We start from the raw sequence: 21,527 nt of genomic DNA on the forward strand, positions 1-21,527 counted from the left end.
CCGAGACCGGGGACGTCGCTCTCGGTCTCGGCGAGATTCCCTTGGTTCGCGGCGCGGAGTGCGACATTCGTCGGGGCTGCGTTCGATCGTCCGTAACGGTCCCGCGGTGTGGATTCGGCGAGGCAGGGGATTCCGGCCGAGACCGGGGACGTCGTCCTCGATCTCGGGGCGATTCCCTTGGTTCGCGGCGGAGGTGCCGGGTCAGTGGTCGTGGCGCCGGCGGCGCAGCCGCCAGACGTTGCCGTGCTCGGTCTCGTGGACGAGCTCGTCGAGGGTGGCGAGCGCGATGGCGAGCCCGCGGCCGGACTCGGCGTCTGAGTCGGGCATCGACACCGCGCCGAGGTCGATGAGCGCGGGGTCGGCGGTGTCGGTGAAGACCGCCGAGAGTGCATCGGCGTCGGCGTGGAGCTCGACGGTCACGCGCACCGGCTCACGGGCGAGGGCGTGTTCCACGACGTTCGTCGCGACCTCGCTGACGGCCAGGCGGAACATCATGGCATCCTCGTCGCCGATGCCCGGCACCCGGCCGAGGAGGTCGTCGAGAGCATCGTGCACGCGGTCGACGAGCGCATCGTCGGCCACTCCATCGAGGCGGATGCCCGGCTCAGTCGCCATCGAACGCCGACTCCGGCGTCGGGTGATCGCGCAGCACGCGGTCGAGGTTGGTGAGCTTGAGCACGCGGCGCACCGGCTCCGTCGCCGCCGCGATGCGCAGGTCGCCGCCCGCGAGGCGGGCCGACTTGAGGCCGCCGATCAGGGCGCCGAGGCCCGACGAGTCGACGAACTCCGTGCCCGACAGGTCGACCACGATGCGCGTGCTGCCGCCGCCGACGAGTTCGTCCACCGCCTTCTTGAGGCGCGGGACCGAGATCGCGGTGAGGCGGCCCTCGGGCCGTACGACGGCGAACGCCTCACCGGGTGTGACGATCAGATTCACGCTGCCTCCTCGGGCTCGGGGGCGGGCCGCTGGGGTCCGCGGTACAGGGCGGCCTGGACGATGACGCTCAGCACGGCCAGGTCGTAGATCACCCACACCGTGTTGACGAGGGTGCCGGTGCCGTCGGCGGTGCCCACGGCCAGACGGGTCAGGCCGAGCGCGAGGGCGATGACGAGGACGACGATCGCCGTCAGCTGCGGCCAGATCTCGCGCCACGGCGGGCCCGACTCGTCGCGGCCGTCCTTCTTCGTGACGGCGAAGCCGAGCGGGCGCTTCAGCACGACGTTCGAGAACGCCGACGTGCACGCCTTGATCCACACGGGGAAGAGCGCCAGCGCGTACTGCTGGCCGCGCCACGTCCTGAGGCCCTTCGCGACGACGAGGAACAGGATCTGATTGACGACGAAGTACGGCAGGAAGCGCGCGAAGAAGTCGACGCTCCACGCGGTGACCGGCATCACTCCGAAGACGAGGTAGATGACGGGCGCCGCGAGATAGACGATCGCGGTGAATCCCGACAGGTAACTCCACATCGTCGCGAAGTACATGAGCCGCTGGCCCGCCGAGAGCCCCTTCTTGGCGAGCGGGTTGTCTCGGAGCATGACCTGCAGGGTGCCCTGCGCCCACCGCAGGCGCTGCGTGAGCATCGTGCGGAGGTCTTCGGGGGCGAGCCCGTGCGCCAGGATCTCGTGGTGGTAGACGCTCTTCCAGCCGAGCGCGTGCAGCTGCATCGCGGTCGCCATGTCTTCGGTGACCGAGATCGTCGCCATGGGCTGGACCGGCTGTGCCTCGTCGGGGCGGTCGACCCGCAGCGCCTCGAGCAGCCCCGAGACCGAGTCGATCGCGCCCAGTGGCGACAGCTCGCGCGCGGCGAGCGCATCCAGGCCCGCGTCGTCGATGACGATCTCGTCGAGTTCCCGGTCGCGCTGCACCGGCAGCTCGCCGATGGACGCGAGGTCTGCCCGCATGCGCGAGAGGTCGCCGCGGACGAGCTCACGCGACGCGCTGTCGACGGCGGACTGCACCCGGTAGGTGACGTCGGCGATGGGCTCGCCGTCGTCGAGGCGGGCGCGGGCCTGCGTGACCTCGCTGCGCAGCACCCGCAGCTGCTGACGCACCGAGGGATCGGCGTCGCGGTCGCGAGCCGCGTGCGCCAGGAGGGACTCGGAGGCCTTCAGAGTGCGCGCCGTCGACTGCTCGAGACTGCGGACATACCCGACGATGCCGAGCTGCATGAGGGCGTCGCGACGCAGCACCGCGTTCGAGCCGCAGAAGAACGCCGCGTTCCAGCCGTCCTTGCCCTGCTGGATCGGGCCGTAGAACAGCGGTGCCTGACTGCCGAGCGGGTCGGCGTCGTCGACGTTGACGAACCACTGCGGGGTCTGGACGAGGGCGACCTCGGGGTCGTCGGCGAAGTAGCCGAGGGTGCGGTGGAGGATGAGCGGATCGGGCACCTGGTCGGCGTCGAGGATCAGCAGGAACTCGCCCTCGGTCTGGAAGAGCGCGTTGTTGAGGTTGCCGGCCTTCGCGTGGCGGGGTTTGTCGGCCCAGTCCGCGGAGCGGGTGATGTAGCCGACGCCGATCGCGCGTGCCGCCGCCTCCATGTCGGGCCGCGCGCCGTCGTCGAGGATCCACGTCTCGTGGGGGTAGGCGATGCCCTTGGCCGCGCGCGCCGTCGCGATCACCATCTCGACGGGCTCGTTGTAGGTCGTGATGAGGACATCGACGGTGCCCTCCGGTGGCGACGTCGGCGCCGGGCGTTCGCGGGCGCGCCACATCGTCGCCGAGAACAGGAAGGTGTCGATGAGGCTGTAGGTCTCGGCGATGACCAGCGGCACGGCGATCCACCACGCCGCCCAGTTCACCGAGTCGAGCCAGCGCCACACGATGTAGTTCACGCCGAGCAGCACCGACAGCAGCGCCAGGATGCGGATCCAGACGAACCGTGCGGTCACGCGTCCCTCCTCACGACGAGCACCGTGACGTCGTCGGGCGCACCCCGACGGGCGGCGAGGAGCGTCGCCTCGTGCACGGCGCCCGCAGGGCCGAGCGCGCGGAGCGTGTCGTGCACGTGCGCGAACGGGTTGTCCTCGTCGAGCACATCGAGTAGGCCGTCGCTGCAGACCATGAAGACGTCTCCCGGGTCGAGCTGCGCCGTCGACGCAGTGCGCGTCTCGTCGAATCCCATGCCCAGCGGCAGGCCGGTCGACCGGAGCGGCTCCCATGTCCCACCCGCGCGCAGCACGAACGCGAGACTGTGGCCGGCGTCGACGAAGTCCATCGCGCCGGTCGCGACGTCGATGTCGGCCGCGACGGCGGTCACGAAGATGTTCGAGCCGCCGATGTCGTCCTCGAGCATGCGGTCGATCTCGCCCACCGCCTGAGCGAGCGGGCGCTCGGGGGCGGTCCGCAGCGAGGCGCGGACGGCCGAGGCGATGATCGCAGGCCCGGCGCCCTTGCCCATGACGTCGGCGAGCGCGACCCGCAGCCGGCCGCCGACGACCTGCCAGTCGTACACGTCGCCGAGCAGGTGGCCGGCCGGGGCGGCGGCCGCCGCCAGGGTGTATCCCGGCACCTCCGGCGTTCGCGCCGGGAGCATCGCGCGCTGCACCACCGACGCGTAGTCCATCTCGTCGGCATCGAGGATCTCGGCCTGCACCCACAGAGCGAGCTCGCGCAGCAGCGCCCTGCCCCGATCGTCGAGGGTGCGGGGCTCGGTGTCGACGATGCAGAGGGTCCCGACCTGTTCGCCGCCCGGAGCCCGCAGCGGATGACCCGCGTAGAACCGCAGGTGCGGGTCGCCGACCACGAACGGGTTCTCGGCGAAGACGTCGTCGGTGGCGGCATCCTCGACCACCAGCGTCCCCTCCTGGCGGATCGTGAGGTCGCAGAACGAGTCGGCGCGCGGCGCCTCGTGACCGCCGAGGCCGATCTGCGCCTTCCGGAACTGGCGGTCGCCGTCCATGAGCGTGACGCTCACCATAGGGACGCCGAACATCTCCTGGGCGAGCCGCGCGACGCGGTCGACACGCTCGTCCGGCGGGGTGTCCAACACCCCGAGTGCTTCGATGGCGCGCTGACGCTTGTCGTCGTCGAACAACTGGCCCCCCGGTCGTACGGTCTTTCCCAGTATTACCGGCGTGCGCTTTCCGCGTCGAGCCGGACACCGCGGTGCGACCAGATCGGCCGCCCGACGCGCCCGTCGGCACGACGCCCCTGCCCTTGTCAACCCCCACTCGCCTCGCCGGTGATCGGCGATATGCCTGACTCGACATACCTCGAGAGTGGGCGGTACAGATGATGACGAAGCTGGTCACGGCGATCCATCGCGTGGTGGACGGCATGCGGGATCGCAGAAGCACCCGACGGAGCAGCCACGCGTGGCGTGCGTCGCTCGCGGACACGCGGCGCGGCCAGTGGCACCAGACGCCCCATTGATCGCCGGGCGCGGCTGGTCATTCAGGGCGGATGCCGCGTGACGGCGCTGTGGCGGTCGCTGCGGGCGTCTGGTCCAGAGGTGCGAACGGCGGGGCGGGATAGCCTGGGCCGGTGAATCCGCCCGACCCGAGCGCCGCACCGCACGCCGAGCACACCGAGCCGACGCTGCCGGTCGGCGTGGGGCCGTGGCCCGGCGGCCCCGACGCGTGGCCCGTCGACCCGCGCTACGACCGCGACCTCCTCGCGCACGGCGACGCGCGCAACGTCGTCGACGCCTACCGGTACTGGACGATGGACGCCATCGTCGCCGACCTCGACACCCGCCGCCACGCGTTCCACGTCGCGATCGAGAACTGGCAGCACGACATGAACATCGGCTCGATCGTGCGCAGCGCCAACGCGTTCCTCGCCGCCGAGGTGCACATCATCGGCAAGCGCCGCTGGAACCGCCGCGGCGCCATGGTCACCGACCGCTACCAGCACGTGCGCCACCACGAGACCGTCGAGGCCTTCGCCGCGTGGGCGGATGCCGCGTCCCTCCCCGTCATCGCGATCGACAACGTCGACGGCTCGCTGCCGCTGCCCGCCGCCGAGCTTCCCGAGGCGTGCGTGCTCCTCTTCGGTCAGGAAGGACCCGGGCTCTCGCCCGAGGCGCTGGCCGCAGCATCCGGAACCATCCAGATCGAGCAGTACGGCTCGACCCGCTCGATCAACGCGAGCGCGGCCGCGGCGGTCGTCATGTACGAATGGTGCCGCCGCTGGGCGTGACCGCGCTCAGGCGCCGGCGGTGAGCCAGGCCGATCCGCGCACGCGCCAGCCGAGGGTGGCGAGCCGGGCGAGCATGTAGACGCCGAAGAACGTGACCGCGAGCCACGCGAGTCCCGCGGCGCCGATGGGGTGCAGCCAGGCGACGAGCGCGAGTGCGGGCACGAACGGGATGAGGTTGAGCAGCCCGACGATCGCGAGGTACTTCGCGTCGCCGGCGCCGATGAGCACGCCGTCGAGCACGAAGACGATGCCGCACACCGGCTGCGCGATGGCGAGCACGATGAGCGCGGGCTGCACGAGGGCGGCGATGCCCGCATCGCCGGTGAAGAGCAGCCCGATGACTCCCGACAGCGCGCCGATGATGGCGCCGGTGATCACGCCGAACCACGCGCCCCATGCGACGGTGCGGCCGAGCACGCGACGCACGAGCGGCGTGTCTTCGGCGCCGAGCCCCTTGCCGATGAGTGCCTGCGCGGCGATCGCCAGGGCGTCGAGGGCGAACGCCGCGGTCGAGAAGATCGTGAAGGCGACCTGCCAGCCGGCGAGCTCGACCGTGCCGAGCCCGGTCGCGACGGCGACGGTCGCCAGCAGCGCGAACCGCAGCGACACCGTGCGCAGGAACAGCCAGCCGCCGGATCGCGCCGAGCCGCGCACGCCCTCGCGCTGAGGACGAAGGGATGCCTCGTGCCGCCGCGCGAGCCGGCCCACGACGACCGCGTACGCGGCGACCATGCCCCACTGCGCCAGGACGGTGCCGATCGCGGAGCCCGCGATGCGCCACCCGAAGCCGTAGATGAAGAGCCAGTTGAGGAGGGCGTTCGCGGCGAAGCCGAGTCCCGCGATCCAGAGGGGCGTCACGGTGTCCTGCATGCCGCGCAGGAGACCGGTCGCGGCGAACACGACGAGCATCGCGGGAAGGCCCCACATCGAGATGCCGAGGTAGATCTCGGCCTGCTGCGCGACCTCGGGCGTCGCGCCGAAGAGGCCGACGAGCAACGGCGTCGCGACGTAGCCGACGAGAGCGAGCACCGCCCCGATGCCGAGCGCGAGCCACATGCCGTCGATGCCGACCGATACCGCGCGCGACGGGTCGCCCGCGCCGAACCGGCGCGCGACGGCGGGCGTCGTCGAGTAGGCGAGGAACACCATGAGCCCGACGATCGTCTGCAGCACCGCGGACGCGATGCCGAGTCCGGCGAGCGGCTCGACGCCGAGGTGGCCGACGAGCGCCGAGTCGACGATGAGGAACAGCGGCTCGGCGATCAGGGCGCCGAGCGCCGGCACCGCGAGCCGCAGGATGTCGCGGTTCAGCGTGTCGGTCCTCACCTGGAAGAGCCTAGACAGGGGCTCGGACCTCGGGGCGCAGCATCCATTGATCACAATGTCGTCACGGGCGGCGATCCGTGCTCTCGCGAGAGTTGTCCAGGTTCAGGGCGGCTACCCTGGAACGCATGACCGACGCCCCCCGCTCCGGTCTCGCGCTCGATGAGCTGAGCGCCGAGATCCGCCCCCAGGATGATCTGTTCCGCCACGTCAACGGCAGCTGGCTCGATCGGACCGAGATCCCGGAGGACAAGGCGCGGTGGGGCTCGTTCCACCTCATCGCGGAGCAGGCCGAGAAGGACGTGCACGCGATCGTCGAGGAGTCGCAGCAGGCCGAGCCCGGCACCGAGGCCCGCAAGATCGGCGACCTCTACACGAGCTTCATGGACACCGAGCGCATCGAGGCGCAGGGCGCAGCCCCGCTCGCCGACTCGCTCGAGCGCGTCGAGGCGATCGAGGACATCCCGGGCTTCCTCCGCACGATCGGCGAGTTCGAGCGCGACGGCATCGCGGCGCTCATCCACCTCTACTTCGAGCCGGATCCGGGCAACCCCGAGCGGTACGTCCCCTTCTTCATCCAGGGCGGGCTGTCGCTCCCGGACGAGAGCTACTACCGCCTCGACAACTTCCAGGAGACGCGGATCGCGTTCCGCACCCACGTGCAGCGCATCCTCGAGCTCGCGGGCGTGGCCGGGGCCGAGGCATCCGCCGATCGGATCGTCGCGATCGAGACGGAACTCGCCACGCACCACTGGGACAACGTCTCGAGCCGCGACGCGGTGAAGACGTACAACCTCAAGACGTGGGACGAGGTGCAGGAGCTCGTCGGGGCCGACCTGACGCCGTGGCGCGAGGGCGCGGCCCCCGACCACGCCGACGCGTTCGCCGAGATCAACGTCTACCAGCCGAGCTTCTTCGAGGGCCTCGGCACCCTGCTCGTCGAGGACCGCCTCGAGGACTGGAAGGCGTGGCTGCGGTTCGCGGTCGTGCACTCCGCGGCGCCGTTCCTGTCGGACGAGTTCGTCGCCGAGAACTTCGGCTTCTACGGCACGCAGCTCACCGGCGTGCCGGTCAACCGCGAGCGGTGGAAGCGGGGCGTCAGCCTCACGGAGGCCGCGATGGGCGAGGCCATCGGCCGCGTCTACGTCGAGCGGCACTTCCCGCCCGCCGCCAAGGACGCGATGGACGAACTCGTCGGCAACCTCATCGAGGCGTACCGGCAGTCGATCGCCGAGCTCGAGTGGATGAGCCCCGACACCCGTGAGCGGGCGCTCGCCAAGCTCGACGCCTTCACCCCGAAGATCGGGTACCCGGTGAAGTGGAAGGACTACTCCACCCTCGAGATCGAGGCCGACGACCTGGTCGGCAACGTGCGCCGCGCCCACGTCTGGGAGCACGACCGCCAGCTCGCGAAGGTCGGCCAGCCGATCGACCGCGACGAGTGGTTCATGACGCCGCAGACCGTCAACGCGTACTACAACCCGCTGATGAACGAGATCGTGTTCCCGGCCGCGATCCTGCAGTTCCCGTTCTTCGACGTCGAGCGCGATGCCGCCGCCAACTACGGCGGCATCGGCGCGGTCATCGGCCACGAGATCGGCCACGGCTTCGACGACCAGGGCAGCCGCTTCGACGGCGACGGGTCGCTGCGCGACTGGTGGACCGACGACGACCGCGCCGCCTTCGAGGAGCGCACCAAGAACCTCATCGCCCAGTACGACGCCCTCGTGCCGCAGGGGCTCGCCGACGACAACCACGTCAACGGCGCGCTCACCATCGGCGAGAACATCGGCGACCTGGGCGGACTCGGCATCGCGATCAAGGCCTACGCCCTGTCGCTGGGCGATGACGAGGCGCCGGAGCTCGACGGCTTCACGGGAATCCAGCGACTGCTGCTGAGCTGGGGACAGATCTGGCAGCAGAAGGGACGGGATGCGGAGACCATCCGCCTGCTCACGATCGACCCGCACTCGCCCAACGAGTTCCGGTGCAACCAGATCGTGCGCAACATCGACGCGTTCTACGATGCCTTCGGTGTGACCGAGTCAGATGCTCTCTGGCTCGACGAGGACCAGCGCGTCACCATCTGGTGACGGCCGGGCCGCGTGCGGCCCGATCGCCCCGCAACAACGTCAGGGGAAGGAAACTCCGTGGGCATGGAGCCCAGAAAGGATGCCGAGTCGCTGCGGGGGGCGCGACGGAGCACCGGCCGGCGGCTGCCGAAGAGGGCGGCCGCAGGTCGTCGATCGTTCACATCGACGCTGAAGGCGCTCGACGACCTCGCCGCATCAGGCGCCAAGATCTCGGTGCGCATCACCGACCTCGACCGCGGCACGTCCGTGCTGTCGGGTGACGACTTCGTCACGCTGCCCGTCGCCGGGCTCGGCGTGGTGCCGCTGCTCATCGAGGTGGCGGCCGCGTTCGAGTCGGGGCGCCTCGAGCCGCTCGAGATCATCGACCGCGCACACATCGAGCCCGTCGGGGTCGGGGGAGTGTGGCAGCACCTGAAGGCGCCTGCCCTGCCCCTGGTCGACCTGGCGGTGCTCACCGCGTCGACCGGCGACGCGCTGGCGGCCAACGCCCTGCTGCGCCGCGTCGGCCTTCCGGCGGTGCGGTCCCGCATCGAGGAGCTCGGGCTCTCGCGCTCGGCGCTGCTCGACCGCTTCCGTGACGAGCGCGGACCCGACGACGCGCCGCACTTCGCGCTCGGCTCCGCCCGGGAGCTCGCCGAGGTGTTCGCGGCCCTCGTGAACTCGCAGGTCGTGTCGCCGAGCGTGAGCGCGCAGGTGGCGGAGTGGCTGAGCCTCAACCACGACCTGTCGCTCGTGGCGTCCGCCACCGGGCTCGACCCGTTCTCGCACGAGAACGACGAGCACGGCCTGCTCTTCATCAACAAGACGGGCCGGGATGCCGGCATCCGCGTCGAGGCGGGCGTGCTGGCCGGTCCCCGGGCCGGAGTGTCGTACGCGCTCATCGTGTGCTTCGACGACCTGTCGATCTCGCACCGGCTGCGCGCGCACGAGGCCTTCCGCATCCTCGGGACGGACCTGATGGAGTACGTGTTCTGACCCGGGCTGGGGTCGGGGCCGGCTCGGGACTCCCGGCCCGGACCGGGGTCCGGGCTCCTTCCCTGTCGTCTCACGGACGGCGGCGGGGATGACGCCGGGTGACCGCGGAGTACCTATGCCGGGAGGCATCGGGTACGCTCGCGGGGTGTCAACACCGCCGTTCCGCGCCGACATCGTCGGCAGCTTCCTCCGTCCCACCGAGCTCGCCGCGGCCCGCCGCCGATTCGCCGCGGGTGACATCGACGCCGACGCCCTGCGCGTCGCAGAAGAGACCGCGATCGCCGAGCTCGTCGTGCGCGAGGCCGACGCCGGCCTGAAGCTCGCGACCGACGGCGAGTTCCGCCGCTCGTGGTGGCACTTCGACTTCTTCGGCCTGCTCGACGGCGTCGAGATCGTCGAGCTCGACCACGGCATCCAGTTCCAGGGCGTGCAGACCAAGCCCCGCGGCATCGAGATCTCGGGCAAGATCGGCTTCAGCGACACGCACCCGTTCCTCGACCACTTCCGTTCGCTCAAGAGCCTGCTCGAGCGCACCACCGGCGCGGTGCCGAAGTTCAGCATCCCCGCGCCGACCGTGCTCGACTTCCGTCTCGAGCCGGGCCACCTCGAGGGGTCGGGCTACGACGGCCGCGACGACATCGTCGACGACCTCGTGCAGGCGTACCGCGACGCCGTGTCGGCGTTCTACGACGCCGGCGCCCGCTACCTGCAGTTCGACGACACCGCGTGGGCCTATCTCTGCTCGGACGTCGAGCTCGAGAAGGCGCGGGAACGAGGCATCCGCACCGACGGCATCGCCGAGCGGTACGCGACGATCCTGAACCGCATCCTCGACGGCAAGCCCGAAGACCTCACCGTGACGACCCACGTGTGCCGCGGCAACTTCCGCTCGACGTGGATCTCGTCGGGCGGGTACGAGCCGGTCGCCGAGCAGCTGCTCGGCAACACCGCGTACGACGGCTACTTCCTCGAGTACGACAGCGAGCGCGCCGGCGGCTTCGAGCCGCTGCGGTTCCTGCCGGAGGGCGACAAGACGGTCGTGCTCGGCCTCATCACGTCCAAGAGCGGCGAACTCGAGAACGTGGATGCTGTGAAGCAGCGCATCGACGAGGCGGCGGCGTTCGCCCCGCTCGAGCAGCTGGCCCTGAGCCCGCAGTGCGGCTTCGCCTCCACCGAGGAGGGCAACGTCCTCACCGAGGACGAGCAGTGGGCCAAGGTGCGCGAGGTCGTAGACATCGCCGCCGACGTCTGGCGCTGACCCCCCACCTCGGCCACGCGCTTCGGGTTCGGGGCGCACGGCGTGCGTTCGGGGCGCACGGATTGCGCCCCGAACGGTCGTGGCGCGCCCCGAACCCCGGGTGACGGGGAGCCGGGGCGAACCCCGGCGTGCTCGTCGGGTTTGGGGCGCGTTTCGTCCGTTGGGGCGGAGAATCTGCGCCCCGACGGAGTGATTGCGCCCCAAACCCGGGATGGCAGCTGGGCCGGACCCCGGGACCGACCTCGGCCACGCGCTTCGGGTTCGGGGCGCACGGCGTGCGTTCGGGGCGCACGGGTTGCGCCCCGAACGGTCATGGCGCGCCCCGAACCCCGGGCGACGGGTGAGCCGGGGCGAGTCCCCGGCGTGCTCGTCGGGTTTGGGGCGCGTTTCGTCCGTTGGGGCGGAGAATCTGCGCCCCAACGGAGTGATTGCGCCCCAAACCCGGGATGGCGGCTGACCCCCAGACCCCCGCGCCCGGCCCGGACCCAACCCCGACCCGCACCCAGCCCCGGACCCCGCCCCGGCCTCAGTGGGCGGGGGCGTCGACCACCGGGGTGCCGTGGGTGTGGAAGGTGTCGATCGTCTTCATGCCCCAGGCCTGACCCTTGCGGCGCTCGGCCTCGGTCCACTCGACGACGGGCTGATCGGGATCCAGCAGCAGGCGGGCGCCGGCGTTCGCGAACTCGATGCGGTTGCCGCCGGGCTCCCAGACGTACAGGAAGAACGTCTGGTTGATCGCGTGCTTGTGCGGGCCCGACTCGATGTGGATACCGTTCTCGAGGAGGATGTCGGCGGCCTTGAGGATGTCTTCCCGCGTGTCGGGCGCGAACGCGATGTGGTGCAGGCGGTTGCCGTGCTTCGTCCAGTCGTCGGAGTACACGACGTCGTACGACTTCAGCGAGAAGTGGAACCACCACGCCGCGAACTTCCCGCTGTCGAGGCGGATGCGCTCGGACTCGCGCATGCCGAGGGCGTCGCGCAGGAACGCGCCGTTGGCCTCGACGTCCTTCGCGAGGTAGTTGATGTGGTCGAGGCGTCGGGCGTTCACGCCGCGGCCGGGGAACCGAGACGCCTGGTTCTTCAGCGCCGGCCGGTCGTCGTCGCCGGCCTCGTACCGCTCGGCCTCGTAGAAGATCGACATCGCGTGACCGTCGGGGTCGGTGAACGCGTAGGTCGGTCCGCAGCCGACGTCGCCGTCGATCCATCCGACGCCGAGTCCGGTCTTCTGGATCGCGGCGACGCGCCGCTCCAGCGCCTGCGGCGACGAGGCCCGGAACGACGTGCGACCCACGCCCGCAGCATCCGAGGCCGTCAGCTTGATCGTGTACAGCTGGTACTCGTCCCACGTGCGCAGGTAGACCGAGTCGCCGTCCTCGGCGACGACCCGCATGGCCAGCAGGTCCTCGAAGAACCAGCGGCTCTCGTCGGGCTTCGCGGTGAGCAGCTCGACATGGGCGAGGTGGGCGACGTCGAACGACGTGTCGGCGGTCATGGGGCGTCCTCTCTGACGGGGTTCATCGGCGCGGCCTCGGGAAGACCGTGCCGTCGAAGAGCTTGCGGGCGGTGCGCAGCGAGAAGGAGGTCGCGCGCCAGGCGCCGGCGTCGTCCTGTGCGACCCGCACGCGCGACGGGAAGGTGCCGCTCGGGTGCTCGATCGCGGTGTCCTCCTCGCCGAGCGGGCCCGCGATCTCGTGCCCCACCGCGCCGGGGATCCGCAGGGCGGCGGCGACGGATGCTGCCATCAGCACGCCGATCGCCGTGTGCACGCGCGTCGGTATGAAGGCGCGCGTCGAAATCGCGCCGCCTGCGCGCGGTGGCGAGACCAGGATCACCTTCGGCACCGTCTGCGCCGACACGTCGCCGAGCCCCATGAGCGGACCGGCCGCGAGCCGCACCCGCTCGACCCGCGCCGCGAGAGCGGCATCGGCCTCGAGCGCCGCCGGTGACTCGGTGCCCTCGACGCCGAGGTCGGCTGCGCGCACGAGCACGACCGGCATGCCGTTGTCGATCAGCGTCGCGGTGACTCCGTCGACCGCGTCGGCGGGGTTGCCCGTCGGAAGGAGCGCCTTGGAAGGCCCGCCCCCCACCTCGAGGTCGATGGCGGATGCCGTGCCCGGAACCCCGTCGATGGCGACATCGCCGTCGTAGTCGGGGCGACCGTCGGCCGTGGCGAAGACGGCGGTCGCGGCATCCCCGGTGTTGAGAAGCCGGATGCGCACCGTCGTGCGCGCACCCGTCGCCGCGACGAGGCCGCGCTCCACGGCGAACGGGCCGATGCCCGCGAGCAGGTTGCCGCAGGTCTGCGCGTCGGCCACCGTCGCGGTGTCGACGCCGACCTGTAGAAAGAGGTAGTCGACGTCGATGCCCTCGGCACTCGGCGCCGAGACGATCGCGACCTTGCTGGTGAGCGGGTGCGCGCCGCCGATGCCGTCGATCTGCCGAGGATCGGGCGAGCCCATGATCCGCAGCAGCAGGTCGTCGCGCGCGGCCGCGTCGGACGGCAGGTCGGCGGCGAGGAAATACGCGCCCTTCGACGTGCCGCCTCGCATGAGCATGCAGCGCACACCGTCGCGCACAGGGTCAGGAACGCTCATCGCCGCGCGCCTCGTACTCGGCCTGCGTGACGTATTCGACGCCGAGCTCGGCCAGGAGCGGGCGCAGGCCCTTGCGGTCGAGGCTGAGCTCCGCGCCCGAGGCGTACGCCTCGCGGTCCGCGGCCTCCTTCGCCACGCGCGCGTCCGCCGCGGCGAGCACCGCGTCCACGCGCTCGCGCGGGACGATCACGACCCCGTCGTCGTCGGCCACGACCACGTCGCCGGGCCGCACCGTCGCGCCGTCGACGACGACCGGCACGTTCACCGACCCGGCGGTGGCCTTCACCGTGCCCTGCGCATGCACGCCGTTCGACCACACCGGAAAGCCCATGGCGCGCAGGTCCGCGGTGTCGCGCACGCCCGTCGCGGTGACGAGCCCGCGCACACCGCGCGCGGTGAGCGCCGTGGCGAACAGGTCGCCGAAGGCGCCGTCGCCCGACGGCGAGGTCGTCGCAACGACGAGCAGATCGCCCTCGCGGCACTGCTCGATCGCCGCGTGGATCATCAGGTTGTCGCCGGGCCAGCTCAGCACCGTGACGGCCGTGCCCGCGACGCGCGCACCGGTCTGGACGGGACGGATGCTGCGTCCCACGAGTCCGGTCCGCCCCATCGCCTCGTGCACCGTGGCGACGCCGTGCACCCCGAGCGCGGCGGCCGTCGCGGCATCGGCCCGCGCGATGCCGGTGACGACGACGGGACCGCTCATCGCAGCATCCATCCCCTCATCACGCCACCCCGCTCACGACAGCACCGACGTGACCTGCGGGAAGTGGCGCATGTAGGCCTCGCCCATGGTCTCGTGGGGAAGGCCGAGGTTCGGGCCCGCGTTGCGCTTGAGCTGCACGCCGCGCCGCACCGCGAGGTCGGTGTAGTACGACCACATGTGCTTCTGGGCGGACAGGCACTCCATCGCGGCGCGCTTGCGGTCGAACGCCTCGGTGATGTCGAGGAGCACGTCGGGAGTGAAGTCGCACTGCTCGGGTTGGTGCGGCTCGAAGAAGAAGACCGGCGGGGCGCCGATGATGTCGTCCTTGGTCGGGTAGGTGCCGTCAGAGTTCGCGACGCCGATCGCCTGCGCGAGCACGCGCGCCTCGAGCGCCATGCGGGCCGCGGCGGGGTGGTCGCCGTTGTAGGGGTCGCGCAACGTGTGCGTCAGCACGACGGTGGGCTGCACCCGCCGGTACACGTCGACCAGGCGCGAGACGGCCTCGCGCGACTCGACGAGGGGGTAGTCCCCGAGGTCGAGGAACTCGATCTCTGCACCGAGAGCGGATGCTGCAGCCTCCGCCTCGTCGCGACGGATGCGCTTGATCTCATCGAGCGACTTGCCGTCGAGCCATTGGCTCGCCGACTCGCCGCGCTCGCCGTACGACAGGCACGCGACCACCGCGCGCTCGCCGCGGAGGGCGGCGGCCGCGATCGCTCCGCCGGCCCGCCACACGAAGTCGCCCGCGTGGGCGCTCACGACGAGGAGGGTGTCGACGGCGGTGTCTGTCATGGGGCCAGCGAACCATACCCGTGGCGAAATGGTCAACAAATTGTCTACAATCGTGGCGACCAAATACCTCTGGACGTAGGTATAGCCGCCACGTAGCATCGCGGTCAGGTCACCCGGCACGAACCACTGGACGAGGAAGTCGAGACAGGCATGGCGAGCAATCTGCAGGAGCTGCTGGACGAGAAGGGGAACGTCGTCGAGATGCTGCGCAACTCGCAGCTGGGCACGTACATCTACCCCGTGGTGCCGGCCGAGTTCTCGAACTGGCGGCGCGAGCAGAAGGCGTGGCGCGAGACGGCCGTGCTCTACGACCAGACCCACCACATGGTGAACTTCTTCATGACCGGCCCCGATGCGCTCAAGCTGCTGTCGGACACGGGCATCAACTCGTTCGCGAACTTCCCGGTGAACACGGCCAAGCAGTTCGTGCCGACCTCGTCGACGGGCGGCGTGATCGGCGACGGCATCCTGTTCCACCTGTCGGAGGACGAGTACGTCTACGTCGGCCGCGCGCCGGGTGCGAACTGGCTGCAGTTCCACGCCGAGACCGGCGGCTACGACGTCGAGACCCGCTACGACGACCGCTCGCCGTCGCGTCCGTACGGCGAGGCCGTCACGCGCGAGTTCTACCGCTTCCAGATCCAGGGCCCGAACGCGTGGCCGATCATCGAGAAGCTCGCCGGCCACGAGGTCGAGCAGGTGCGGTTCTTCCACATGGGCGAGCTCGAGATCGCGGGGCAGCAGGTGCGCACGCTGCGCCACGGCATGGCCGGAGCGCCGGGCCTCGAGATCTGGGGCCCGTACGCCGAGCACGGCCGCATCCGCGACGCCGTGCTTGAGGCGGGCCGCGATTTCGGCCTCGAGCCCTGCGGCTCGCGCGCGTACTCGTCGAACACGCTCGAGTCGGGCTGGATCCCGTCGCCGCTGCCGGCGATCTACACCGGCGGCGACATCGAGCGCCGCTACCGCGAGTGGCTGCCGGCGAACAGCTACGAGGCGACCAACGCGCTCGCCGGCTCGTTCGTGTCGGAGAACATCGAGGACTACTACCTCAACCCGTGGGACCTCGGCTACGGCTCGTTCGTGAAGTTCGACCACGACTTCATCGGCCGCGAGGCGCTGGAGCAGGTCGACCCCGAGACGCAGCGCAAGAAGGTGACGCTCGCGTGGAACGACGAGGACCTCGCGAAGGTGTTGACGAGCGTGATCGACCGCGAGGGTCCCGGATACCAGTTCTTCGACCTGCCGAACGCGAACTACGGCTCGTCGAACTACGACGCTGTGATCGACGCCGACGGCGACACGATCGGCCTCTCCCTCTTCACCGGCGTCACCGCGAACGAGAAGCGCGGGCTGTCGCTCGCGACGGTCGACCGCGACGTGCCGATCGGCGCCGAGGTGCGCGTGGTGTGGGGCGAGCCCGACGGTGGCTCGCGCAAGACCACCGTCGAGCCGCACGAGCAGCTGGCGGTGCGGGCCGTCGTCTCGCCCGTGCCTTATGCCGTGACGGCGCGGCAGGAGTACCACGGCGGCTGGCGCACCGCGGCTGCCGCGGTGTAGCCCGGGCCAGGCGGACGCGACAACCGTTCGGGGGCGCGGCACGCGGGGTGGCAGCATCCATTCCGCGTGCTGCGCCACCTGACGCGGCGCGACACCGGTCGGGCGGCGAGCGTCAGTCGTGGTCGCGCTCGGCCACGAGGCGTTCGAACCACGCGAGCGTGGCGCGGGTCATGTCGGCGGGCTGGCCGGAGGCCTCGAGCGCGGCCAGCGCGGCGCGCACCTCGTGCTCTCGGCGCACCGCGTGCGTGGTCGAGCCGTCGACGAGGCGGTCGATCAGGGCCGCGCCGTCGGGGCCGAGCTCCTGCGCCATCTGCGCGCGGAGCCAGTCCTCGGCGCCGACCGCGCGCGACGCGCCGAGCCCCTCCAGCACGAGCGCCGCGAGGCCCTTCATGAACACGCTCCGCAGCAGCCGCAGGCGCGCGGCCTCGCCGGCCTCGCCCTCGACCACGTCGACCGGCACCTCGAACGGCCCGACCCGCGCCGCGAACTCGCGGGCTCCGGGCCCGCTGGCGAGCAGCGGCGTGCGATGCCCCTCGCGCACCACGGGCGCGAGCACCGCGACGTCGGCCATCGCGAGCCCGCGGTCGGCGGCGAGCCGCGCGATGCGCTGCTTGAGCTCGGGCGCGGCGGTGTTGAGGTCGGCGTACACGGCACCCGCGGCGACGTGCGGCAGTGCTTCACGGGCGACGGATGCTGCGGCATGCCCGGTCACGAGGCTCAGGGCGACATCGGCCCCGGCGAGGGCGTCGGCGAGCGAGGCGAACTGCGGCACGTCGGGGTCGCCGAGGTCGTGCGCGGGGTCGAAGCCGCGCACCTCCGCGCCGGCGTGCGCGAGGCCGCGCGCGTAGCGCCTCCCGGCTTCGCCGAGACCGAGGACCGCGATCGTCGTCATGGCGCCGACCTATGGCACCGGCGCGGGGGTGACGGGTGAGCTCAGGGCGGGGTCGAGGACGGGCGGCGACCCCAGTTCGTGAGGGTCGGCGTCGAGGCTCTCGAAGTACTCGAGCGAGCGCCGTGAGCCGCTCACGAGCGAGCGGATGCCGTGGGTGCGCTCGTCGACGTCGGGCCGGTAGGCGACCGCGAGGTCGCGCGCGATCCCGGCGGCTGCTCGGTGAAGGAGCTCGGCGTAGGCGTGCGTCGACGCGCCGTCGTTCGGCACGACGACGCCGATCGCGGCGTACACGGTCCCGCCGGGTCCGGTCACGGGCACCGCGATGCCGCGCGACTCGGGATGGATGTGCCCCTCGGTGACGGCGTAGCCCTCGTCCCGCACGCGGCGCAGCTCCGTGCGCAGCTCCGGCCCTGTGCGGATCGTGCGCTCGGTGTAGGTCCGCAGCCCCGCGGCGATCACCTCGGCGACCAGCGCGGCGTCGGCGTGCGCGAGCAGCACGAGCCCGCTCGACGACGCGTGCAGCGGGATGCGGCCCCCGATCAGCGTCGCGTTGACGACGGCGTCGCGCGTCGACATCCGGTCGATGAAGAGCACGTCGTGCCCGCTCAGCACGCCCAGCTGCGCGTGCTGCCGCACCCGCTCGTGCACGGCGCCCAGCCACGGCCGGGCGATCTCGCGCAGCCCGACCGCGCCGGGCGTGCGGCTCGCGAACTCCCACAGCCGCACGCCGAGGCGGTACGTGCGATCCGGCAGGCGCTCGAGCAGGCCCTCGTGCTCGAGCTCGGCGATGAGGCGGTGCGCGGTCGACGGCGGGATGCCCGAGGCATCCACGATCTCCGTCAGGGTGAGGAACGGATGCCACGCATCGAAGCTCTCGAGCACGCGCAGGTGCCGGTGAAGCACCGACTCTCCGGCCGACCCTCGTGCCACAGCATCCTCCTCGACGCCGCCATGCTAAACCGTGCGGTGGGCGATGTTCCACTGAGCGGGAATCTCCGCCGACGTGGAGAGGGAGGCCGGTTCGCGCCGACCTCCCCCTCTCACGCCGGACCGACCCGGCCCTGCTTCAGGCGTTCTGGCGATACACCGTCCGGGCGTAGTCGTGGTACGGCGCGGGGGCGACTGTCGCGCGGATCCGCACCTGGCGGTGATCGGCGTCGACACCGTCCTTGCGCGAGATCGGGTCCTCTCCCCACAGCACCTCGACCTCGTCGCCGTCGCGGATGCCGGCGTCCAGGGTCGCCAGCGACATGTAGAGCTGGTCGTACGCCACGTAGCCGGCATCCGTCGAGATCCCCACGCGCTCGCCGTCCTTCTGGATCTCGTCCATCTGGTACAGCCCGTAGCGCGCCTTGGGGAAGTCGAGGTACTTCGCGGGCGTGCCCGGCTCGAGCTGCGAGCGCACCACGGCGGCGACGTCGTCGGCGTTCCAGATGAGCGTCACCTTGCGGCGGCGCTGGTTCTCGGAGTGCTTCGCGAGCGCCTCGCGCCCGTGGAAGTCGTGGTCGAACCGCACAGAGCGGCCGAGGCCGATGTCGAACGGCGTCATGTAGAAGTCGTGGATGTCGGTCGAGTACAGCGAGCCGCCCACCGAGCCGATGCGCGCCGCCGGCAGCCACTCGCGGTACTCGGCGAAGTCGTCGTCGAACACGGCGGGGAACGGCGTCGGCACCCAGCCCGACTCGAGCGGCGACGACGAGTAGGCCTTGGCGCCGACGCGGCGGATGCCGTGCTCCTCGCCCGCCTCCATCAGCGCCTCGAGCACGACGTCGCTGTCTTCCCACGGGCCGTAGAACTCGAAGCCCGGCTGCCCGGCCATGCCGTGGCGCAGCGCCTTGACGGGCCGTCCCGCGATCTCGACGTCGCCGATGTGGAAGAACTTGATCTCGGGCACCGGGCCGCCGAACACCTTCTCCATCACGAGGTCGGCGTTCGGGCCCTGCAGCTCGTACCGGTAGAACGTGGGCGGACCCTGCCGCATGTGCGAGTTCGCCTCGAGACGGTAGCGCACGTCTTTGCCGGCCGCCTGTGCCTTCTCGACGTTGAACCGCACCCAGTCGATGAGGATGTGGTGGCCGATGAGCACGACCCCCTCTGGCCCCCCGGCGTTGTAGAAGAGGATGCCGTCGCCGATGAGGTAGCCGTCCTTGTTCACCGAGATGAGCTGCTTCGCGACACCGGGCCGGAAAGTCGCGAACGTGTTGGGCGAGATCGAGCTCAGCAGCGGGATCAGGTCGGCGCCGTCGAGGAACAGCTGCGTCATGTGGTGCGACTGGTCCATGAGCGCCACCGACGTGTTCCACGCCCGCTGCTCGTCGCGCCAGTTGGTGAACTCGGGCGCCACCGGGAACGTGAACGCCGGCCAGTTCTGGTTGCGCAGCAGCTCGACGGGACTGCCGGCGCGGTCGATCGCCTGAGCGAGCGACTCCGTCGTGGTGTCGGTGATCGTGGTCATCGTCGACCCTCCTTCGGGTTGGGGAAGCTGCGGTCAGCGTACGAGCGTGACCCCTCGCCTCGACAGGGTTGTTCCTTTGAACGGAAACGGATGCTGCGCCCCTGTGCGCGGCGAGCCAGCAACGTGTCGTAGGTCACGGTCGCGGAACTTCGCACCAAAATCGTTGACAATCTGGCCGCGAATCCGTAGTTTCCCAAACACGGGAGGACTCGACTCCCGGATCGACCACGACGACGCGACGACGCGAAAGGTGGGGGCCATGGGCGCTCGGCTCGCAGTCCGCGACGTGAGTCTGCAGTTCGGCGGCGTCAAGGTGCTCGAGGACGTGACCTTCACCGTGGAGCCCGGTCAGATCTTCGGTCTCGTGGGCCCGAACGGCGCCGGCAAGACGTCGCTCTTCAACTGCGTGAGCGGTCACTACCGCCCGAGCTCCGGCTCGATCACGATCGACGACGACGAGGTGCTCGGCTCGCCGCCGGCGACCCTCGCGCGGCACGGCCTGGCCCGAACGTTCCAGCACCCGGCCCTGCAGCTGCGCGAGACCGTCCTCGAGAACGTGCTGCTCGGCGCGCACAGCCGTCTGCCCGGCGGCCCGGCCGAGTGGTCGCTGCGGCTGCCGCGCACCACGCGCTCCGAGAAGGCGCTCCGCGCCGAGGCGCTCGAACTGCTCGAGGGCCACGGTCTCGGCTGGGCCGCCCGCACCCGCGCCGACGAGCTGTCGCACGGTCTCCACAAGGGCGTCGAGCTCTGCCGGGCCCTCCTCATGAAGCCGCGGCTGCTGCTGCTCGACGAGCCCGCGGCGGGACTCCCGCACTCCGAGGTCGAGCAGCTCATCGAGACCGTCCGGCGCGTCCGCGACGACGACATCACCGTCGTCATCGTCGAGCACAACATGGGGCTCATCTCGGCCCTCACCGACCGCGTCGTGGTGCTCGACCACGGGCGCAAGCTCATGGAGGGCTCGGCCGCCGAGGCGCAGGCCGACGCGCGCGTGATCGAGGCCTACATCGGGAAGGACGCCGCCGATGACGCTGCTTGAGCTCGCCGATGTCCGCGCCTTCTACGGGCGCGTGCAGGTGCTCGAGGGCGTCTCCCTCACGGTGCCCGACGGGGGAGCGGTCGGCATCCTCGGCGCGAACGGGGCCGGCAAGACGACGACGCTGCGCGCGGTGTCGGGCACCGTCCGCTCGACCGGCACGATCCGCTTCGACGGCAAGGACCTCAAGGGCATGCGGCCCGACCAGGTCGCGGCCCTCGGCATCGCGCACGTGCCCGAAGGGCGCGGCACGCTCTCCGACCTCACGGTGCGCGAGAACCTCCGGGTGGGCGCGTACCGCCGCAAGGACGCCAAGGCGATCCGCGCCGACATCGACTACTGCCTCGAGCTGTTCCCGCAGCTGAAGGACCGCATCCGCTCGAACGGGTCGGCCCTGTCGGGCGGCGAGCAGCAGATGCTCGCCATCGCCCGGGCGATCATGGCCCGGCCGCGGCTGCTGCTCTTGGACGAGGCATCCCTCGGTCTCGCTCCCGGCACCGCGAAGACGGTGTACCAGGCGATCGGCCGGCTGCGTGAGGAGTCGGGCATCGCCATGCTCGTCGTCGAGCAGAACGCCAACCTCGCCTTCACCCTCGTCGACAGCGCGACCGTGCTCGAGACGGGGCGCAATGTCCTCACCGGCTCGACCGCGGAGCTCAAGGGCATGGACGAGATCCGCCGCGCGTACCTGGGAGGCTGA

Annotated in this window: 19 protein-coding genes; 7 read left to right on the forward strand and 12 right to left on the reverse strand. The window is 71.1% G+C overall.

Features of this window, described 5'->3' with window-relative positions; all coding sequences use genetic code 11:
- Positions 1-201 precede the first annotated feature (201 nt).
- The 4 genes from ACFC1I_RS08405 to ACFC1I_RS08420 are packed head-to-tail and all read right to left on the reverse strand — an operon-like array spanning position 202 to position 4,037.
- On the reverse strand, positions 202-615 hold the full coding sequence (locus ACFC1I_RS08405; RefSeq protein WP_376007876.1) for an ATP-binding protein: 414 nt from the start codon (positions 613-615) through the stop codon (positions 202-204).
- Positions 605-937 (reverse strand): STAS domain-containing protein, encoded by a 333-nt coding sequence (locus ACFC1I_RS08410; protein WP_376007878.1) that lies wholly within the window; start codon positions 935-937, stop codon positions 605-607. The genes ACFC1I_RS08405 and ACFC1I_RS08410 overlap by 11 nt, the downstream gene beginning before the upstream one ends.
- Positions 934-2,892: a glycosyltransferase family 2 protein gene (locus ACFC1I_RS08415; RefSeq protein WP_376007880.1), complete on the reverse strand. Its 1,959-nt coding sequence runs from the start codon at positions 2,890-2,892 to the stop codon at positions 934-936. Before ACFC1I_RS08415 ends, ACFC1I_RS08410 begins: the two co-directional genes overlap by 4 nt.
- Positions 2,889-4,037 (reverse strand): PP2C family protein-serine/threonine phosphatase, encoded by a 1,149-nt coding sequence (locus ACFC1I_RS08420; RefSeq protein WP_376007882.1) that lies wholly within the window; start codon positions 4,035-4,037, stop codon positions 2,889-2,891. The genes ACFC1I_RS08415 and ACFC1I_RS08420 overlap by 4 nt, the downstream gene beginning before the upstream one ends.
- Positions 4,038-4,486: 449 nt before the next feature.
- On the opposite strand from ACFC1I_RS08420, the gene ACFC1I_RS08425 reads away from it, so the two are divergent.
- Positions 4,487-5,143, forward strand: coding sequence for a TrmH family RNA methyltransferase (locus ACFC1I_RS08425; RefSeq protein ID WP_376007884.1), 657 nt, complete (start codon positions 4,487-4,489; stop codon positions 5,141-5,143).
- Between the two features lie 6 nt (positions 5,144-5,149).
- Here ACFC1I_RS08425 and ACFC1I_RS08430 read toward each other — a convergent pair whose 3' ends face one another.
- On the reverse strand, positions 5,150-6,469 hold the full coding sequence (locus ACFC1I_RS08430; protein WP_376007886.1) for an MATE family efflux transporter: 1,320 nt from the start codon (positions 6,467-6,469) through the stop codon (positions 5,150-5,152).
- Positions 6,470-6,594: 125 nt separating this feature from the next.
- Between ACFC1I_RS08430 and ACFC1I_RS08435 the strand changes: the two genes are divergently transcribed.
- From ACFC1I_RS08435 to ACFC1I_RS08445, 3 genes are all read left to right on the forward strand, one after another.
- A complete protein-coding gene (locus ACFC1I_RS08435; protein WP_376007888.1) occupies positions 6,595-8,559 on the forward strand; it encodes a M13 family metallopeptidase in 1,965 nt (654 codons plus the stop codon).
- Between the two features lie 63 nt (positions 8,560-8,622).
- Positions 8,623-9,534, forward strand: a complete 912-nt coding sequence (locus tag ACFC1I_RS08440; protein WP_376007890.1) for a serine hydrolase — start codon at positions 8,623-8,625, stop codon at positions 9,532-9,534.
- A gap of 145 nt (positions 9,535-9,679) precedes the next feature.
- Entirely contained in the window at positions 9,680-10,792 is a 1,113-nt protein-coding gene (locus tag ACFC1I_RS08445) for a 5-methyltetrahydropteroyltriglutamate--homocysteine S-methyltransferase (protein ID WP_376007892.1), read from the forward strand.
- 526 nt (positions 10,793-11,318) lie between these two features.
- Here ACFC1I_RS08445 and ACFC1I_RS08450 read toward each other — a convergent pair.
- Genes ACFC1I_RS08450 through ACFC1I_RS08465 form a run of 4 tightly spaced genes read right to left on the reverse strand, consistent with a single transcriptional unit; the run spans position 11,319 to position 14,884 of the window.
- Entirely contained in the window at positions 11,319-12,284 is a 966-nt protein-coding gene (locus ACFC1I_RS08450; RefSeq protein WP_376007894.1) for a VOC family protein, read from the reverse strand.
- Positions 12,285-12,306: 22 nt separating this feature from the next.
- Positions 12,307-13,386, reverse strand: a complete 1,080-nt coding sequence (locus tag ACFC1I_RS08455) for a 4-oxalomesaconate tautomerase (RefSeq protein ID WP_376007896.1) — start codon at positions 13,384-13,386, stop codon at positions 12,307-12,309.
- A complete protein-coding gene (locus ACFC1I_RS08460; RefSeq protein ID WP_376007898.1) occupies positions 13,373-14,092 on the reverse strand; it encodes a 4-carboxy-4-hydroxy-2-oxoadipate aldolase/oxaloacetate decarboxylase in 720 nt (239 codons plus the stop codon). The genes ACFC1I_RS08455 and ACFC1I_RS08460 overlap by 14 nt, the downstream gene beginning before the upstream one ends.
- Positions 14,093-14,125: 33 nt before the next feature.
- Entirely contained in the window at positions 14,126-14,884 is a 759-nt protein-coding gene (locus tag ACFC1I_RS08465) for a PIG-L deacetylase family protein (RefSeq protein ID WP_376007900.1), read from the reverse strand.
- A gap of 150 nt (positions 14,885-15,034) precedes the next feature.
- Between ACFC1I_RS08465 and ACFC1I_RS08470 the strand changes: the two genes are divergently transcribed.
- Positions 15,035-16,444 carry an aminomethyl transferase family protein gene (locus tag ACFC1I_RS08470; protein ID WP_376007902.1) on the forward strand — a complete coding sequence of 470 codons (1,410 nt, stop codon included), beginning with the start codon at positions 15,035-15,037 and terminating at the stop codon, positions 16,442-16,444.
- 112 nt (positions 16,445-16,556) lie between these two features.
- Here ACFC1I_RS08470 and ACFC1I_RS08475 read toward each other — a convergent pair whose 3' ends face one another.
- From ACFC1I_RS08475 to ACFC1I_RS08485, 3 genes are all read right to left on the reverse strand, one after another.
- Positions 16,557-17,336, reverse strand: a complete 780-nt coding sequence (locus tag ACFC1I_RS08475) for a DUF1932 domain-containing protein (RefSeq protein ID WP_376007904.1) — start codon at positions 17,334-17,336, stop codon at positions 16,557-16,559.
- A gap of 9 nt (positions 17,337-17,345) precedes the next feature.
- Positions 17,346-18,266, reverse strand: a complete 921-nt coding sequence (locus ACFC1I_RS08480) for an IclR family transcriptional regulator (protein ID WP_376007905.1) — start codon at positions 18,264-18,266, stop codon at positions 17,346-17,348.
- A 136-nt stretch (positions 18,267-18,402) separates the two neighbouring features.
- Positions 18,403-19,791, reverse strand: a complete 1,389-nt coding sequence (locus ACFC1I_RS08485) for an aminomethyl transferase family protein (RefSeq protein ID WP_376007906.1) — start codon at positions 19,789-19,791, stop codon at positions 18,403-18,405.
- 259 nt (positions 19,792-20,050) lie between these two features.
- On the opposite strand from ACFC1I_RS08485, the gene ACFC1I_RS08490 reads away from it, so the two are divergent.
- The gene (locus ACFC1I_RS08490) at positions 20,051-20,830 is read left to right on the forward strand and encodes an ABC transporter ATP-binding protein (protein ID WP_376007908.1); all 780 of its coding nucleotides are present in this window, start codon (positions 20,051-20,053) and stop codon (positions 20,828-20,830) included.
- Entirely contained in the window at positions 20,817-21,527 is a 711-nt protein-coding gene (locus ACFC1I_RS08495) for an ABC transporter ATP-binding protein (protein WP_376007910.1), read from the forward strand. The genes ACFC1I_RS08490 and ACFC1I_RS08495 overlap by 14 nt, the downstream gene beginning before the upstream one ends.

It is taken from the genome of Microbacterium sp. NPDC056044 (genome assembly GCF_042267145.1).
GTDB lineage: Bacteria > Actinomycetota > Actinomycetes > Actinomycetales > Microbacteriaceae > Microbacterium.